At 47.8% G+C, this 16,830-nt stretch carries 20 protein-coding genes; 1 reads left to right on the top strand and 19 read right to left on the bottom strand.

What is annotated here, in order from left to right:
• Positions 1–14 precede the first annotated feature (14 nt).
• The 15 genes from ACTNB3_RS07355 to rplM form a co-directional block, all read right to left on the bottom strand.
• Positions 15–407, bottom strand: coding sequence for a PrgI family protein (locus ACTNB3_RS07355; protein ID WP_002576402.1), 393 nt, complete (start codon positions 405–407; stop codon positions 15–17).
• A gap of 17 nt (positions 408–424) precedes the next feature.
• Positions 425–1,291, bottom strand: coding sequence for a VirB6/TrbL-like conjugal transfer protein, CD1112 family (locus ACTNB3_RS07350; RefSeq protein ID WP_002576403.1), 867 nt, complete (start codon positions 1,289–1,291; stop codon positions 425–427).
• Between the two features lie 306 nt (positions 1,292–1,597).
• On the bottom strand, positions 1,598–1,813 hold the full coding sequence (locus tag ACTNB3_RS07345) for a Maff2 family mobile element protein (protein ID WP_002576404.1): 216 nt from the start codon (positions 1,811–1,813) through the stop codon (positions 1,598–1,600).
• 183 nt (positions 1,814–1,996) lie between these two features.
• Positions 1,997–2,212 carry a Maff2 family mobile element protein gene (locus ACTNB3_RS07340; protein ID WP_002576404.1) on the bottom strand — a complete coding sequence of 72 codons (216 nt, stop codon included), beginning with the start codon at positions 2,210–2,212 and terminating at the stop codon, positions 1,997–1,999.
• A gap of 206 nt (positions 2,213–2,418) precedes the next feature.
• On the bottom strand, positions 2,419–4,176 hold the full coding sequence (locus tag ACTNB3_RS07335; protein WP_097772870.1) for a VirD4-like conjugal transfer protein, CD1115 family: 1,758 nt from the start codon (positions 4,174–4,176) through the stop codon (positions 2,419–2,421).
• On the bottom strand, positions 4,173–4,655 hold the full coding sequence (locus ACTNB3_RS07330) for a PcfB family protein (RefSeq protein WP_097772871.1): 483 nt from the start codon (positions 4,653–4,655) through the stop codon (positions 4,173–4,175). Before ACTNB3_RS07330 ends, ACTNB3_RS07335 begins: the two co-directional genes overlap by 4 nt.
• Before the next feature lie 18 nt (positions 4,656–4,673).
• Positions 4,674–5,309: a DUF3846 domain-containing protein gene (locus ACTNB3_RS07325; protein ID WP_002576407.1), complete on the bottom strand. Its 636-nt coding sequence runs from the start codon at positions 5,307–5,309 to the stop codon at positions 4,674–4,676.
• Between the two features lie 10 nt (positions 5,310–5,319).
• Positions 5,320–5,826: a hypothetical protein gene (locus tag ACTNB3_RS07320; protein ID WP_158358129.1), complete on the bottom strand. Its 507-nt coding sequence runs from the start codon at positions 5,824–5,826 to the stop codon at positions 5,320–5,322.
• Positions 5,827–5,839: 13 nt separating this feature from the next.
• Complete coding sequence (locus ACTNB3_RS07315) at positions 5,840–6,760, bottom strand: ParB/RepB/Spo0J family partition protein (protein WP_158358127.1); 921 nt, start codon at positions 6,758–6,760, stop codon at positions 5,840–5,842.
• A gap of 75 nt (positions 6,761–6,835) precedes the next feature.
• Positions 6,836–7,681: an ATP-binding protein gene (locus ACTNB3_RS07310; protein WP_441024916.1), complete on the bottom strand. Its 846-nt coding sequence runs from the start codon at positions 7,679–7,681 to the stop codon at positions 6,836–6,838.
• Positions 7,678–8,352, bottom strand: a complete 675-nt coding sequence (locus tag ACTNB3_RS07305; protein WP_097772875.1) for a helix-turn-helix domain-containing protein — start codon at positions 8,350–8,352, stop codon at positions 7,678–7,680. The genes ACTNB3_RS07310 and ACTNB3_RS07305 overlap by 4 nt, the downstream gene beginning before the upstream one ends.
• Positions 8,333–8,500 carry a hypothetical protein gene (locus tag ACTNB3_RS07300; protein WP_002576412.1) on the bottom strand — a complete coding sequence of 56 codons (168 nt, stop codon included), beginning with the start codon at positions 8,498–8,500 and terminating at the stop codon, positions 8,333–8,335. The genes ACTNB3_RS07305 and ACTNB3_RS07300 overlap by 20 nt, the downstream gene beginning before the upstream one ends.
• Positions 8,497–9,327, bottom strand: coding sequence for a phage antirepressor KilAC domain-containing protein (locus ACTNB3_RS07295; protein WP_441024914.1), 831 nt, complete (start codon positions 9,325–9,327; stop codon positions 8,497–8,499). The genes ACTNB3_RS07300 and ACTNB3_RS07295 overlap by 4 nt, the downstream gene beginning before the upstream one ends.
• A gap of 433 nt (positions 9,328–9,760) precedes the next feature.
• A complete protein-coding gene (gene rpsI, locus ACTNB3_RS07290) occupies positions 9,761–10,153 on the bottom strand; it encodes a 30S ribosomal protein S9 (RefSeq protein WP_427806969.1) in 393 nt (130 codons plus the stop codon).
• Positions 10,154–10,180: 27 nt separating this feature from the next.
• Positions 10,181–10,609 (bottom strand): 50S ribosomal protein L13, encoded by a 429-nt coding sequence (gene rplM / locus ACTNB3_RS07285; RefSeq protein WP_427806968.1) that lies wholly within the window; start codon positions 10,607–10,609, stop codon positions 10,181–10,183.
• 306 nt (positions 10,610–10,915) lie between these two features.
• On the opposite strand from rplM, the gene ACTNB3_RS07280 reads away from it, so the two are divergent.
• Positions 10,916–12,220: an alpha-amylase family glycosyl hydrolase gene (locus tag ACTNB3_RS07280; RefSeq protein WP_427806967.1), complete on the top strand. Its 1,305-nt coding sequence runs from the start codon at positions 10,916–10,918 to the stop codon at positions 12,218–12,220.
• 148 nt (positions 12,221–12,368) lie between these two features.
• Here the strand turns inward: ACTNB3_RS07280 and ACTNB3_RS07275 are convergent, their stop codons facing one another.
• Genes ACTNB3_RS07275 through tyrS form a run of 4 tightly spaced genes read right to left on the bottom strand, consistent with a single transcriptional unit; the run spans position 12,369 to position 16,481 of the window.
• Positions 12,369–14,063, bottom strand: coding sequence for a glycoside hydrolase family 13 protein (locus ACTNB3_RS07275; RefSeq protein WP_441018375.1), 1,695 nt, complete (start codon positions 14,061–14,063; stop codon positions 12,369–12,371).
• A 45-nt stretch (positions 14,064–14,108) separates the two neighbouring features.
• Positions 14,109–14,714, bottom strand: a complete 606-nt coding sequence (locus ACTNB3_RS07270; protein WP_427806965.1) for a Maf family protein — start codon at positions 14,712–14,714, stop codon at positions 14,109–14,111.
• A gap of 4 nt (positions 14,715–14,718) precedes the next feature.
• Positions 14,719–15,228: a flavin reductase gene (locus tag ACTNB3_RS07265; protein ID WP_441024912.1), complete on the bottom strand. Its 510-nt coding sequence runs from the start codon at positions 15,226–15,228 to the stop codon at positions 14,719–14,721.
• Positions 15,229–15,254: 26 nt separating this feature from the next.
• Complete coding sequence (gene tyrS / locus ACTNB3_RS07260) at positions 15,255–16,481, bottom strand: tyrosine--tRNA ligase (protein WP_427806963.1); 1,227 nt, start codon at positions 16,479–16,481, stop codon at positions 15,255–15,257.
• Positions 16,482–16,830: the final 349 nt, after the last annotated feature.

Below are 16,830 nucleotides of genomic sequence, written 5' to 3'. Positions count from 1 at the left end.
TGTCATCCTGCTTTTTATTCTTCGCTGTCAGCTTTTCGAGAATTTTGAACAATGCGATTTACCTCCATTTCCACATCTGCCTGCTGCACCAGCAGTGCATAGTAATTTTTTGTTTTGTAAGGCCGCGTTTTCGGCCTCTTGAACTTTGCCTCATAGAAGTGCTTTGCCACCACTTCCAGCGGCTGACCGTCTTTCTCGTACATGGCAAGAAAGAAAAGCGGCAGCATCACTGCCATCATGCCAAGTGCGGCAAGGCTCAGATTTCCGCTGGATTTGAGCAAAAAGAAAACCGGAACGCCAATCAGCGCACCGGCTCCAAAGCAGAGAATCTGCCGTTTGGTCAGGTTCATAAAGACCTTGGTTTTGACCTTTGAAAGGTCTCGCGGCACAGAAATATAAGATGCCATGAATCATTCCTCCTTCCTTAGTGCGCTGCAAACACGGATTTCGCAAGGCTTCCCGTCTTAAACAGTGTAAATGCCAGCAAAACCGTATAGCCCATAACGCCCCAAATGCTGCTGATGATGTTATCCGAAAAGGACAGGTTCTGAATCAGAACTGCATAGATGCCTACACAGATCATGATAAGAAAGCCTTGGAATCCCAGTGCAAACAGGGAACGCAGGTAGTTTTGACCGGTATGGCTCTGCTCATGGTTTCCAAAGGTTGCGAACGGAATCGGCGCAAGGCTCACCATGAGATATATTTCCACCATTCGGCCATACACGATGACAAAGATGATAGCCGACAATGCCAGCATCGTGACCTGAACCACAAAGGTCTGCAAATACAGTCCCAGCAGCGGTCCCAAGTCCATGCCTTCCAGTGTAGCCTGCATTGCTGTCAGGGTCGCATCACTGACGGACGTACTGCCGGAAATCAGACCGCCGCTTCGGGAGATCACTTGCTGCGCCACATCAAAGACAGCCATCGTGATATTGAATGTGTTCGAGATCAGAGTCACTGCCAGAAAGGTCTTAAAGACCCATTTGAAAAATGTCCACGTCTCGAAATTTGCCAGATTGTTATGCTCGATGAGCATCTGGATCAGCTCATAACAGGCGATGAATGTCAGCACCATTCCGGCAATGGGCAGGATCACGGATTCCGAGATGTTACGGATCATAGAGAAAACCGCAGGTGAAAAGTTCGCCGGTGTGGTTCCCACATCGCCTGCGATCTGTCCAACCTGTTGGTTGACCGAATCAAACATCCCTGAAAGATTTCCCATGATACCGCTGATGATCATGCTCTTGAGCCAATCTGTGATCTGTTCAAGGATACTCTGCATGAGCCGCCTCCTTCCTTACGCAAACACACCGAACAGCTTCGCCATCCGGGACAGAAGCATGAACAGCTGTGAGAAAAGAGACAGTACCGATGCAGTTGTAGTAAGAAACGCCATAGATTTGTCCTCCTGTAACTTGTCCGGCCTATCAGCCGGTGCGATTCTAAACTGCGGTTATGCGCCAAACTTCCAACATGTGCACCTGCCGGAGAGCGCAGAAAATAGCCAGCTGCGGATATTGCCTGCACCTGACTATGTAACAGGCAGCTTTCGCCGCCCGGTCGGAATCTTCGCTCCGACAGCTTTCGCTTAACCGAACAGACCGGAAAGCAGTGGAACCAGAGTCGTGCCGATCAGTGCCACGCCGCCGCCAGCCATCAGCTGCTTCATGCCCTGAGACTTGGCACCGGGGTTGTCGTTGCCGTAGCCCTCCAGCAGGTTGATTGCTCCCCAGATACCGAGACCAGCACCCAGTGCAATGACGAGAGTTTGAAGAACGGTTACTGCGCTGTTGAAAAATGCCATAAATGTGTACCTCCTTGTACGATGCGCCCTAATGGGCTGATGAATAGTGAATATCCCCCTGCATGTGCACCTGCAAAAGGGCAAAAAAATAGCCAGGTCTCCAATTTCCATCAGAAACCTGGCTATGTAAAAGGGCGGCTCACCGCCGCCCTCATCAGAATTCCAACCTCGTATGCTTTCTGTTTAACCAAAAAGTCCAGAAAGCAGCGGCACCAGAGTCGTGCCGATCAGTGCCACGCCGCCGCCAGCCATCAGCTGCTTCATGCCCTGAGACTTTGCACCAGGGTTGTCGTTGCCGTAGCCTTCCAGCAGGTTGATGGCTCCCCAGATACCGAGACCGGCACCCAGTGCGATAACGAGAGTCTGAAGAACGGTTACTGCGCTATTGAAAAATGCCATAAATGTGTACCTCCTTGTACGATGCGCCCTTGTGGGCTGATGAATAGTGATTTTCCATCTGCATGTGCACCTGCAAATGGGCAAACATATAGCCAGATTTCCAATCCCAATCAGAAACCTGGCTATGTAAAGAGGCGGCAGCTCGCCGCCCCTTCTTATTCTGTTGCCAACAGCACACCTATGACATCTTCGTCACCGGAACGAACTTACTTGGCATGATCTGCATCAACCACTTCGTACTTATCACCGGGCTTGAGTTTCAGCCGATGGTCAAGAAACGCCTCGATGCTGAACGTGTTTTTCTTATCAGCACCGGCAGTGAGCTTGTAGTTCGGATGCTGGGTCAGATCATATTTATCTGACTTGAACGGTCTCACACCGCGCAGCTGCAAAATGCACTTACCGCCATCCAACACAGACAGTTCATCCACCGAGGCCAGGTCATGCCCGACTTTTTGGTAATTGGTGCCGTAGGATGGGCTATTACCTCTGGTATCGGAAGTGTTGTACAGATCAATCGTTTCTTTCCCCAGTGCCTGATTCAGCTCTTTCAGCGTAGTCGGCTCCGAACCGCCAAGAAAAATACGGGAATCCATATTGCCGATGATGGTATCGGCATTGTCCTTGTAGATTGCCTTCAACTGGCTCTGTGCCTGAAGCACCAGACACGCCGAGATTTCTCTTGATCGGATGGTGGCTACCAGCTTTTCCAGATTCGGAATCTGACCAATGTTCGCACACTCATCAATCAGGCAGCGCACATGCACCGGCAGTCTGCCGCCGTAAACATCATCCGCTTTTTCGCACAGCAGGTTAAACAGCTGTGTGTAAATCATGGAAATCAGGAAATTAAAAGTCGGGTCTGTATCGCTCATAATGAGGAACAGAGCCGTTTTCTTATCTCCCACCGTATCCAGCGACAGCTCATCGTACATAGTGATATCACGGACTTCCTCAATATCGAAGGGAGCAAGACGTGCGCCGCAGCTCACCAGAATCGACTTTAAGGTCTTGCCCGCCGCCAGCTTGAACTTGGCATATTGGCGGACAGCAAAGTGGTTCGGTTTTTTCTTTTTCAGAGCTTCAAACATCTGATCCACTGGATTCTGAAAGGTTTCATCATCCTCGCGTACTTCCATCGCATTCAGGAATTCAATCAGCGTTGCAAAGTTCTGCTCTTCCAGCGGTGCCTCATAGTGGATATAACCAATCAAAGCACAATACAGCAAGGTCTCTGCCTTCGTCCAGAATTCGTCACCGGCCTTGCCGTCCCCTTTGGTGTTGGCAATGAGCGTTGTGGTCAGCTTCAAAATATCCTTTTCGCTGTGAATATATGCGAAGGGATTATAATGCATCGACTTTCTGAAATTGATAGTATTGAAAATCCGGATACTGTATCCGTTCTTTAAAAGGGCTTGGCCGCAGTCGATTACGATATCGCCTTTCGGGTCAGTGACCACATAGGAACTGTGGCATTGTAAAAGATTGGGTTTAAGCCAAAACCGGGTCTTGCCGCTGCCGGAGCCGCCCACCACCAGCACGTTTTTGTTTCGGGCATTTGCCGGATTCTTCGGGCGGTTGCCCATCATCAGCCGCTCCGTCCGGGTCAGAATCACATTGTTTGCAAACACTGGATCTTCAAACGGTTCGATGTCTTTCTGCGTACCCCAACGAGCAGAGCCATACTCCATGCCATGGCGATATTTCTTGGCATTTTTGCCTTTCAGGTACACAGCAAGCCGCAGACCCGCTCCGCAGCACACACCAATCAACAAATCCATCGGATGCAGACTTGGCATCGGATTGGAAAAGGCTGCACCCAGGGCAGAAAGAAAGCCGAGGAGCTTTTCAGACATGTCTGCGCCCTCGGCAATTCTCCACGCTTCTCCCAGATTGGTACATACAAGACCGGCAATGAAGTACGGCAGGTTCAGGAGCAGCTGCTTCTTTGTCTTATTACTCATAGATCACGCTCCTGACTTTTGTGGCGAACCTTATCCGGAAGAATTGCAGCAACCAGCTCTTTGAGCTTGTTAAGCTGCTCCAGAACACTCGGTTTTTCCTTTGTTTTCAGCTTTCGGTTGGTGAATTCCTCAAAAGCGGAAGTCAGTGCATCCGCATCCTTCGCCTTAAAGAACACCGTGTACTTGGGTGGCATTACATTTTGGTCTTTCGTAATGGCATAATCCACACCATATTTCCGTGCCACCTGTTCAAAGCCTTTCAAATCCGTTTTCTCAATGGGGATACTGCTGACTCCCTGATTCTGACCGATCAGTTCTTTGATGCTCTGCTTTCCAACCGGCAGCTGCGCTGTTTTCTGAGCCACCTTTGCCTGATGGTGCCGTTTCCACGCATTATAGCCATTCACGATGGTGCGAAAGGTCAATTTCGTGGTGCTGATTGCCAGATTGACGGTACGATTTTCAACTTCTTCCTGCATGAATCTCCGCCTCCTTCCTTACAAACTATCCCGGTCCGGTGCAGGTTTGCTCTTTTCTTGGGGCTTTGCAGCCTTTTCCTCCATCTTCTTCACCATGTCATCCGGAACCGGAATCGCCATGATGCTGCGACCCATACGAACGAACATCTGGGGCTGATGGAACTGTTCCTCAAATTTCTGCATCTGCTCCGAAGTCAGAGAACCAAAGTCATCCTCTGTCAGCCCTACCACCAGAAAATCACCGGCATAAATGTCCTGCATATCCCCGTCTTCGGTGTAAATCGCACGGTTCAGCGGCAGACCATTGATTTTGCCGGATTCATTCAGAATAATGGCCACTTCATCCTCAAATGGATAGGTGACTTCAATATCGCCGCCGACCATGGCCTGCAAATCTTCCAGCTCCGTGCCAACACTGATTTTCTTCGGATAGGCATTGGGCTGTACCAGCAGCACATCCATTGTCCTGGTCTCTGCCAATTCATGTTCTCCAACAGTCTTGAAATCCACACCGGTGAAATCGCCGGAATCCAGAACATAGTCCTGATTGTTCCACGCCTGCGTCACCATGCGTTCCGCATCTTCCTGTGAGGCAGCTTCCACGGAAACCTTTCTCTGGAGAGTCTCTGTAATCTCCACATCAAATTTCTTCATAGGCACCTCCTTAGATCAGGCGCAGTGCCGGAACCAACTCGCCGCCAATGGAAACCACCGTCAGGTTCTCGTTCACATAGTCGATGGTGCGTTCCAGCGTAAACAGATTGATGCTGCATTCGTTGCCGTTCTGGTCGATTTCCGAAACCTCCGCAGCTCCCAACAGATAGCGGGTTCTGTCAGTCTCGATCACATCGCTCTTATCATAATGGAGAAGCAGTTCCCCATCTGCCACCAGATCAGCCTCCATCTCATCGTAAACATCCTCAAAGATGTCTCGACTGCCAGCCTCGGTCAGAAGTTCGCCGCCAGCCCCCGGCAGGATCACCATCACAATGCGTTCCTTCGGGTGATCTTCACGGATTGCCTCCAGCATCACCCAGTTATGAAGCATCGCAATGGACTTCTCAAACATGGGATCATCCATCGGATTCGGCTGCGATGCACCGTTCGGGCAATTCTTGCAGTCCATGCTGCACACTGCGTTGTTCTGATTCTTCTTAAAGTTCATCATCATAATAATCTCCTTCTTATCGTTCCATGTCTCGTTGTTTACTTCGCTGCCACTTTTCCAGCAGCCGGATAATCGTGTCCTGCATCTGCTTCGGTGTATAGGATTTTGGGAAATACTTCCGAAGAACCTCGTTTTTAATCGTCACATGGTCAAGCTCATCCTTTTTGATTTCATTCATCACTTCACACATGGCATCCAAGGTGCAGCCGCCCTCCTGCGAGAGTTTTTTCAACCGCTGTGCCTGCGACAGGGATGGAGATGCCTGTGCATAGTCCATTGCTTCCAGAAATTCTTTCTGTTCAGACGGTTTCAGATAGGAAAGCTCTACTGCCGGATTGAAGGCGATTTTCTTCTCATCCACCATATCCAAAATTTCGGGAATCAGGTTTGTAAGGCGAATATAGCGAAAAATCTGATTTTTACTTGTGCCAAGTTCTTCCGCCATTTCCTCGCTCGACAGTTTTCCAAAATTATTTCCAAGTTGGGAATCGTTTTCTTTCGATGGCCTTCCTGCCTGATGCTTCATTGCCTCCAACTTCATCTTGTAGGAAAACGCTCTCTCGCTGGGAAGGATATTTTCCCGCTGCAAGTTGCTGTCCACCATGAAAATGATTGCCGCATCATCGTCCATTTCATTAACGATGACCGGCACTGTCTCCAATCCTGCCAGCTGCGCCGCATGAAGTCTGCGGTGTCCCGAAAGAATTTCAAATCCGCCTTCCGGGTCAGGCCGAACAATCAGCGGTGATACCACACCAATCTGCTTGATGCTCTCCACAGTCTGTTCCATCAGCTCATCGTCCAGCACCTTAAAGGGATGCCCTTCAAAAGGATGCAGGTCAGAAAGCGGCATCTCCGTCCGCTGCTCCTTAGCCGCAGCGTCGGCAGCTGAGCCACTGCGGTTTTCTGTTGTAATACTGGTTTTTGCTTTTGCCATTCAGATTCTTAACCTCCTTCCAGCGGTGATAGATGTCATTCTTACCTGCGAAAAACGCCTTTTTTGCCTTGCACTTCATAGATCAAGTACCTCCTTAACGACCTGCTGTTTTTCTTTTCCAATGCTCTTTCTGCGGTCCTCTCCGCTGATTCGCACCGGCGTACACATTTCCAGAATCCTGCTGTAAATCCGGGCGTATGCCACATCCTGCGGATTGCGGATTTCTGCAATTTTCAGATTGGTTGTGATAATGACCGGAAGCCCGGACTTATACCGCTCATCAATGACAGCGTAGACCTGCTCCAGCGCATATTCGGTGCTGCGCTCAATTCCCAGATCATCCAGAATCAGCAAAGAATAGTTGGAAAACGAAGCGATATACTGGTATCGTTCTTCCGAATACATGGCACCCATCTGGTTCAGGATTTTGGAGAAGTTCGTCATCAAAACCGGAATGCCCTGATCCAGCAGCGCATTTGCTATACATGCCGCCACAAAGGACTTTCCGGTTCCGACTTCTCCCCATAACAAAAGGCCAAGGTTTTCAGCCTTGACCTTTTTCCACTGCTCCACATAACGTTTTGCCATCTGGATGTCCTTGTTGTCTTCTGCAACGCCAAAATTCCATTCCAGAAGATGCTTTTCCTGAATCCCAGTTGCTTTCAGCTGCCTGATTTTACGCTGCCGCTCCACCAGTTCATCCTGGCGTTTCTTTTCCGCCATCGCTTCCTGCTGGCATCTGCAAAGGCAGGGAACAATCTTGTCTCTGCCCCAGAGCTTTACCCTGCACTGCACCGGAGTATGACAGTTCCGGCAATACAGCAGTCCGTCCACGCCCTGGTATTCCTGCTCTCCGGGTTCTTTCGGCGTAAAGAGCGAATCCAACGCCGCATTCAATACTTCAGGCACCATGTCGCTCATAGGCTGTCTCCTTCCTCAAATGTGTAGTCTGCCGGGTTATACTTCGGCTTTTCTCTCTTTGCCCAGCTCCGGATTGTGGCAAGGTGATTTTTGTAGCTCCTGCCGGTGGAAGCCATATACTCAGAGAGCCGTTCCACCCGCATCTGATAATCTCCTGGGAACTCCTGCCGGAGCTTGCCGTATTCCGTGTCAGAGAGAAGGACATTTTCGTATGAGCCATACCGGTGCTGGATTTCCTTCTTCTCTCTTTTATTGATTGTTTCAGTACTTGTTCTATTAGTACTTAATTGCGCGGGATTTTCCGTAACCGGTGTGTCCGTATCCGGATTTACCGTATACGGCTTTTCCGTACACGGTGATTCCGAACACGGCTTTTTCCTTGGCATCTCATAGATCACATACTCCGCTCTGCCCATCCGACCGTTACTCTCACGCTGCTGGTTCCTTTCCAGATATCCAAGACGTTCCAGTTCTTTCAGAGCTGTAAGCACCCCATCTACGCCATCCGGTGTAATCGAAGATAATCCCCGTACCGAATAGTTCCATGTGTCCGGTAAACTAAGCAGCATAGAGAGAAGTCCTTTTCCTTTCAGGCTGAGACCCTGATCCCGCAGGTGGTAATTGCACATCGTTGTGTAATTGCTGTTTTTCTCAACCCTGAATACCGGCATGGTGCTCACCATCCTTTTTCGCAGGCTCCGTTTTTTTCTTCGGACATTTGCGCGGACGATCTTCGCTGTCCTCCCGTCGATGGTATTTGCCGGTATCCTGCATCATGCGTTCAAACGCCTGAAGGCGTCCCTCTGTAAAAAGCGTCATTCGATCACACCCCATTTCTTAAACAACTTGAAGAGATGATTCTTTCCCTTGCAGGTCACTCTCGTCTGCTGCACCAGTTTTCCGCTTCTGCCGTAGCAATCCCGGACAATAAAATAGCCCCTTGCAGATTTGTCTGCAAAAGGCATCAGCCAGCCGCTTGGACTGCGGTACAGATAGCGGTGATCCAGTAAGAGAGCTACTGCCGTCTTCTCTGGGATTCCGATTTCCTTACAGAAATTCCGGATGCAGGTGCAATCTTCCGAATTTACAAAGGTGTCGAAGTAGTCTGCCTTGGGCTGTGCCGCATCCAGCTGTTTGCGGATACCCTCAAGCTGCTCCCTCTCGGCTACAAGCTCCTGTGCCAGTGTGTAGATGACCTCCGGATGCTGAATCACCTGATCCAAAATGGAATCGCTCATATACACACCATGCTTGCGAATGGAAGGAAGAACTTCATCAAACACCCAGTGTTCAAATCGTTCTGCCGATGGCAGCTTGCTGTGAACGATCAGCCGGTAAACATCGCCTTCTGTGATAAAGGAGATTTCAACGACCTGCTCTCCAGCATCTCCATACTGATTCACCTTCTGAACGACCCCCTCGCGTTTCGTTAGGGGGCCTCTGCAATGGCGTTTCACTGCGGCGTAGGGATTCACATACCCCAACGCTTTCGCCACATCGCTTGCACAGAAGAAGGTCTTGCCCGCCTCTTGCAACACGCGGATCAAACCAAACTCCTGGTTCTCAAACACCTCCATCATCTGCCTTGACTGTCCGCCATGACTGCCCACATCGGTGTCATGGATCTTCTGATTGAAATCCGTCATACCTGTTACCTCCTGCTCAAATTTGTCTCGCCGGATTTCGGGCGAAAAAAATAGAGCCTCGACCCATTCTCGTTTTCAAAGAATGAGCCAAGGCTCTATGTAACAGGATACCTGATATTAAATTTTTGCAGAATTCGTCAGAACTCGCCAAACGAACCTGACACTGTTTTTCATTCCGTTTCAGCCGGATTTTTGCCGAAAATCTGTCAAGGATATGGGGCTAATTTCCCCTCCAAAATGGCCTTCTGTAAACCCATTTTCCCACCCATTAGGCTCAAAAATAGGCCGTAAACCCATGGTAAACCCATCAAAATGGGTTAATTTGAAGTCAAATTTCCTCAAATTTCACCATCGGAATCAGGCGATTTCAGGCATAGAAAAAGCCCGGAAAATGGCGTATTTCCGGGCTTTTTTAGCATTATTAAGCTGTAGATTATCGCTTGCTGAACTGCGGAGCGCGACGGGCTGCCTTGAGACCGTATTTCTTACGTTCTTTCATACGTGGATCACGTGTTAAGTATCCAGCTGCTTTCAGAACCGGTCTGTAATCAGCATCTGCTTCAAGCAGAGCTCTTGAAATACCGTGACGGATTGCACCAGCCTGTCCTGTATATCCACCACCGTGTACATTTACTAATACATCAAATTTATCAGCTGTCTCAGTTGCAACCAGCGGCTGACGAACTACAACTTTTAAAGTTTCCAGTCCGAAATATTCGTCGATGTCTCTTTTATTGATTGTGATCTTACCTGTACCCGGTACAAGGTATACTCTTGCGATAGATTTTTTTCTTCTTCCTGTTCCGTAGAATTTAGCATTAGCCATTGTAATATCCTCCTTTCACACCTTCAACTAAAATGTTAAAACTTCCGGCTTCTGTGCCTGCTGTTCATGCTCTGGTCCTGCATATACATGAAGTTTCTTAATCATAGTTCTTCCTAAAGGTCCCTTCGGGAGCATTCCCTTAACAGCCATCTCAATAACTGCTTCCGGCTTCTTAGCCATCATTTCTCTTAATGTAGTTTCTTTCATTCCACCTACATAGTCTGAATGATGATAGTATACTTTCTGGTCTAATTTCTTACCAGTTACTTTTACTTTTGCAGCGTTTACAACTACTACGTAATCGCCTGTATCAATGTGCGGTGTGAATACCGGTTTATTTTTTCCTCTTAAAACTTTTGCGATCTCTGCAGAAAGACGTCCGAGTGTCTGTCCTTCAGCGTCAACTACATACCATTTTCTCTCAATCTTATCTGGATTAGCCATGTAAGTTTTCATTGGTTGACCTCCTATGAATTTCCATTTTTACTAATTATTTTCATTGTAGATTCTATTGGAAAACAATCCACTCCGGGGCTTTGGTGTAAATTGTCTCTTCCTCGTGTCATACTTTATTATTATATTATGGTGCCTTTTCCATGTCAACTGTTTTTTTGATTTATTCCTTATTTTTTTCGACTCCCCGCACAATTCGTTATCGTATATACAATCACAGAAATTTTACAGTAGCCCGGTCATCTGTTCCTATGGTATAATAAGCACATATGAAACCACACAAAAATACAAGAAACGAGGTACTGACACATGTGGGCTTATGAAGGCATTTTTTATCAAATCTATCCGATTGGATTTACCGGAGCGCCGACTTCCAATGACGGCAACGTAGTTCCGAGAATTTTGAAGTTGAAAGAATGGAGCAGTTATCTGCAGGAACTTGGTGTTTCTTCTATATTATTGAACCCGATATTTGAATCGGACAATCATGGATATGATACCCGCGATTTCAAAAAAATCGACTGTCGCCTTGGGACAAACGAGGATTTTGCAGAGGTCTGCAAGGATCTGCATGCACATAATGTGAAGATTGTTCTGGACGGTGTATTCAACCATGTAGGGCGCGGTTTCTGGGCTTTTAAGGATGTGCAGGAGAAGAAATGGGATTCTCCCTACAAAGACTGGTTCTGCATCAATTTTGACGGTAATTCCGCCTATAATGACGGCTTCTGGTATGAAGGCTGGGAAGGGCACTATGAACTGGTCAAACTGAATCTCTACAATCCGGCTGTTGTCGATTACCTTCTGGAATGCGTGAAGGGCTGGGTGGAAGAATTCGATATCGACGGACTGCGGCTCGATGTTGCCTACAGTCTGGAGCGCAATTTTATGAAACGCCTGCGCAGCTTCTGCCAGGAACTGAAACCGGATTTTGCTCTGATCGGCGAGGTATTGTTCGGCGATTATAATCTGATCGTAAATGATGAAATGCTCCACAGTTGTACGAATTATGAGTGCTACAAAGGAATCTACTCCAGTTTCAACAGTATGAATATGTTCGAGATCGCTCATTCTCTGAATCGCCAGTACGGTCCGGAACAGTGGTGCATTTACCGCGGAAAGCATCTGATGTCCTTTGTCGATAATCATGATGTAACACGAATCGCCAGCATTCTGACCAATAAGAACCATCTTCCGCTGGCTTACGGTCTTCTCCTCGGAATGCCTGGAGTTCCGTGTATTTATTATGGCAGCGAATGGGGAGAAGAGGGCGTCAAGGCTCCGAATAATGATTATGCACTTCGTCCATGTTTTGAAGAGCCGAAGCCGAATGAACTGACGGAATTGATCAAGGAATTGATTCATATTCGCACAGGCAGTGATGCGCTTTGTAACGGAACCTATCGCAATGTTGTCCTCACCAACCACCAGCTTGTTTTTGAACGCAAAACGGATTCCGAACGCATGCTGGTTGCAATCAACGCCTCCGATGCACCGTACACCGCACAGAATGGGGAGCTTGGCGGAACGATGACCGATCTGCTGACCGGCGAAGTCATTGAGATGAACGGACATCTGGAGATGCCTCCTTACAGCGTGAAATATCTAAAATAACGAATCCCTTCTTAGCAAAATAGGAATTCAACTCCAAAAGATTCAACAGATCATTTTTGAATATGCATGACAAGATAAAAGGACAGTTGGTGCAAAAACCTTCTGTCCTTCTGTCTGTATTATATTTTTATAGTCAGCTATTTTCCGGTCAGAGTTCTGCCACAATGAACTGATACGGCTTCAGTGTCAGCAGCCAGCCGTCTTTCACCTTCAGGACTCTTTTCTCGATATTATCCTCCGGATAATTATTGACCAGGATTTTTTTGCTGTCAAACTCCATCGGTATGGTCCGCTCTTCGTTCTGATAGTTGGAAGCTACCAGCAATGTATGGTCTTCATCCTTTCTATAGAAAGCAAAAAGTCTCTTTTCGCCTTCATATGCAGGTATCATCTCTCCATACACAACGGTATTACCATATTCCGGATCTTTGCGGAGACGAATCATTTCTTTATAAAATTCGAGAACAGATCCTTCTCTTCCTTCCTGGTCGGCCACATTGATTTCCTTATAATTCGGATTTTCTTTAAGCCACGGCGTACCATCGGTAAATCCTGCGTGCTCAGTGTCATCCCACTGCATCGGTGTGCGGGCATTATCGCGACTGAATTTCGCAACGATATCCAGTGCTTCCCGCTCGTCATAGCCCTGCTCTCTGGCAAGGCGATATTCTTCGATCGTGCTGATATCATTGATATCGGAAATGCTTTCGAAACGGGTATTTGTCATACCGATTTCCTGTCCCTGATAGAGAAACGGAAGGCCATAAGTCATCATCATAAGTCCTGCCAGCATTTTCTTGCTGATTTCCGTCACTTCTCCTTCCGGAATATAACGGCTTACCCCGCGAGGCTCATCATGATTCTCGATGATATTCGCCATCAGTCCTGTTTTTTGCGACGTAAGTTTACTTCTCATCACCGTATCCCGGTATGCATCCGGGTCCACCGGCTCACAGGCATACCATCCCTTTTGATTTCCGCCAATTAAATGCGGCGCAAAATCAAATATGGATTCAAAACAGCCGTTCTCTCCGATATATTTCTCCATTTCTTCCTCGCGAAAATCAAAAAGCTCTCCTATCGTGAATGCCTGATACGGCGCAAAGGCTTTTTCTTTCATCTCCTGAAGAAATTCATGAACCCCCTGCGCATTTTGGAGCATCAGCGCTGCGCTGCACATTCCGTCTTCACGGTCAGCCGGGAAATCCTGGAAACGAAGATCTTTCTTAATATTGATAATTGCATCCAACCGGAAACCGGCCAAGCCTTTTTCCATCCACCAGCGGATCATTTTATAGATTTCTTCCCGCAGCTTCGGGTTCTCCCAGTTCAGATCCGGCTGTTCTTTCGCGAACATATGAAGATAAAACAGATTCTCATATCCCGGAAGTTTTTCCCAGACACTGCCTCCGAAATAGGAGCGCCAGTTGCAGGGCGGTTGCCCGTCTTTTCCTTCTCTGATATAGAAATATTTTCCGTATTCTCCATACGGATCCTGAAGTGCCTTTTGAAACCATTCATGCTGATCTGAGCAATGATTTACAACCAGATCCATGACGATGTACATATCGCGTTTTTTTGCTTCCTCAAGCAGTTCGTCCATGTCTTCCATCGTTCCAAATGCCGGGTCAATAGCATAATAATCGGATATGTCATATCCCTGATCTACAAACGGAGACTGATAGATCGGGGACAGCCAGATGATATCCACGCCCAGATCTTTCAGATAGTCCAGTTTACCGATAATTCCCCGGATGTCACCGATCCCGTCTCCGTTGCTGTCCATAAAGCTTTTCGGGTAAATCTGATATGCTGTTTTTCCATGCCACCATTTCTTCTTCATCGTATTTTTCTCCTTGTTGCTTACATTTTTCATCCAGTCATACGATCATATTTCCATTTTTTTCAGTTCCTGATACACTCTGGCGATCGGAAGTCCGACAATATTGTTGTAGTCCCCCTCTATTCCCCGAATGTAGATTGCGAAACCGCCCTGAATCCCATACGCGCCTGCTTTATCCATAGGTTCTCCGGTTCCAATATAGTCACGGATTTCTTCCTCCTCCATCGGATACACCGCCACGTGACTGCATTCAAAAAATGTATTCTTCTTCTGTCCTTCATTCGTTTTCGCCAGAAGTGTCACTCCGGTATATACCTGATGCGTCCGGTTCTGGAGCAGGGAGATCATGTGGTATGCGTCTTCCTCACTTTTCGGCTTGCCAAGGATCTCTTTACCGGATGCCACAACGGTATCCGCACCAATCACGACAAATTCTTCATCCGGATGCTCTTTCTCATAGCCTGCGTAGACGTCTTCTGCTTTCTGCGCAGAGAGCTCCATGACAACCTCTTCCGGCACCACAGAGCTGATCGTCTCCTCACAGCTTGATGGGATGACTACATGACGAATCCCCGCCTGTCCCAGAAGTTCCGTTCTTCTGGGTGAAGCAGATGCAAGAACGACCGTGATGTTCTGCTTCCATCTACCCATAGCATTAATCCTCTTTTACGAGTACTTTGACAATTTCGCCCATATACATCGTATGCATATCGCGATCCGGATACCATTTTTCCAGATTCTTGCGATCATCAAAGTTTTCTTCTCCCATTCTCTGATGGAACACCTTACGGCAGACAAAGATCAGACGTGCCTCCGCAATCGCTGACGTTCCGTCTATATAGTACGGAGTCAGTCCCGCATCTTTCATCTTGTCCGTATCTCTTCCGGAAACCTTTCCGCAGAGATTCAGTGCCGGCCTGTATGTTTCCTCAAAAAATGATAAGGTGTAATACTCGCTTCCATCCACAAATTCTTTGGTAAAACGGGAATCACGGATATAGGCTGTCGCAGTCGGTTTTCCCCACATGATTCCGACGCCTCCCCAGCTTGCAGTCATCGTATTGCATTTCGTCTCATCGCCCGCCGTGATCAGCATCCACTGTTTTCCGATCAGATCGAATGGATTTTCTTTCAGTTCTTCCGGTTTTATTTCTCTAAAACTCATCACGTATGCCTCCAGTCCGATATTACTTACGCTTTGTTCACTACTTTACGGAAATTCTTTTTACCGCGTCTCAAGACTTTTCCGTCTCCGTCAAATTCTTCTCTGGCAAATGTTGCTGCGATGTCTGTAACTTTCTCACCGTCCACCGCTGCACCGCCCTGCTGAACGGCACGGCGCGCCTCAGATTTGGAAGGGACCAAACCGCTCTTATGAAGGAGGGTCAGGATGTCGATCTTCCCGTCTGTAAAATCTTCCTCAGTCAGCTCTGCTGTCGGCATATCTGCTGCATTTCCGGAGCTGAACAGCGCACGTGCTCCCTGCTGTGCCTTCTCGGCTTCTTCTTCGCCATGAACCAGTTTTGTCAGTTCATAAGCAAGGATTTCTTTGGCCTTATTCAGCTGGGCGCCTTCCCATTTGTCCATCTCATCAATCTGCTCCAGCGGAAGGAACGTAAGCATACGCAGGCATTTTAACACATCCGCGTCTGCCACATTTCTCCAGTACTGGTAGAATTCAAACGGAGAAGTCTTATTCGGGTCAAGCCAGACTGCACCGGACTGTGTCTTGCCCATCTTCTTGCCTTCGGAATTCAGAAGAAGCGTGATTGTCATGGCGCTTGCATCTTTTCCGAGTTTACGGCGGATCAGCTCCGTACCGCCGAGCATGTTGCTCCACTGGTCATCTCCTCCGAACTGAAGATTACATCCGTATTTCTGGAACAGCATGTAGAAATCATAACTCTGCATGATCATGTAGTTAAATTCCAGGAAGCTCAGTCCGCGTTCCATTCTCTGCTTATAGCATTCCGCAGAAAGCATACGGTTTACGGAGAAATGCGCACCGACTTCACGCAGCACTTCTACATAATTCAGATCCAGAAGCCAGTCCGCATTATTTACCATCAATGCCTTTCCATCCGAGAAATCGATAAAACGGCTCATCTGTTTCTTGAAGCATTCACAATTATGCTGAATCGTTTCCTCCGTCATCATCTGACGCATATCCGTACGTCCTGACGGATCTCCGATCATAGCTGTACCGCCTCCGATCAGAGCGATCGGTCTGTTACCGGCTTCCTGCAGACGTTTCATCAGGCAGAGCGCCATGAAATGCCCTACATGCAGACTGTCTGCAGTCGGATCAAATCCGATGTAAAATGTTGCCTTTCCGTTATTTACCAAATCGCGGATCAGCGGTTCATCAGTTACCTGGGCGATTAGTCCTCTCGCCTGAAGTTCTTCATAAATTCCCATTTTCGTTATCCTCTCTTTCAAAAATTATTTAATCAATTTTTGTTTTGCGAAAAAAAGCCCCGTCCTTACTTTTTTTCTGTAAGGGCGGGGAATAATCCCGTGGTACCACCTTATTTCACATGCAGCTCGCGCTGTATGCCTCCGTGAGTGACTCTGCCATCGCATCCATCACTGCAGCGGTATAACGTCCGCCATTCCGTCACAGCCTACTTACCTGTTCTCTTCTCTCTGCGTTCGGTGTGATGCTCCAGGATGTATTCATCTCTGACTCTTCCTGCACCTCTCATCAACCGGTAACTTTCTGTTTGAGTCTTGTCAGAAACTACTTCTTCCTATCACAGCATTTAAA

Source organism: Bariatricus sp. HCP28S3_D3 (assembly GCF_052065755.1).
GTDB lineage: Bacteria > Bacillota > Clostridia > Lachnospirales > Lachnospiraceae > Allocoprococcus.
Note: the sequence above shows the minus strand (reverse complement) of the source record. Positions and strands in the feature narration are given on the sequence as shown.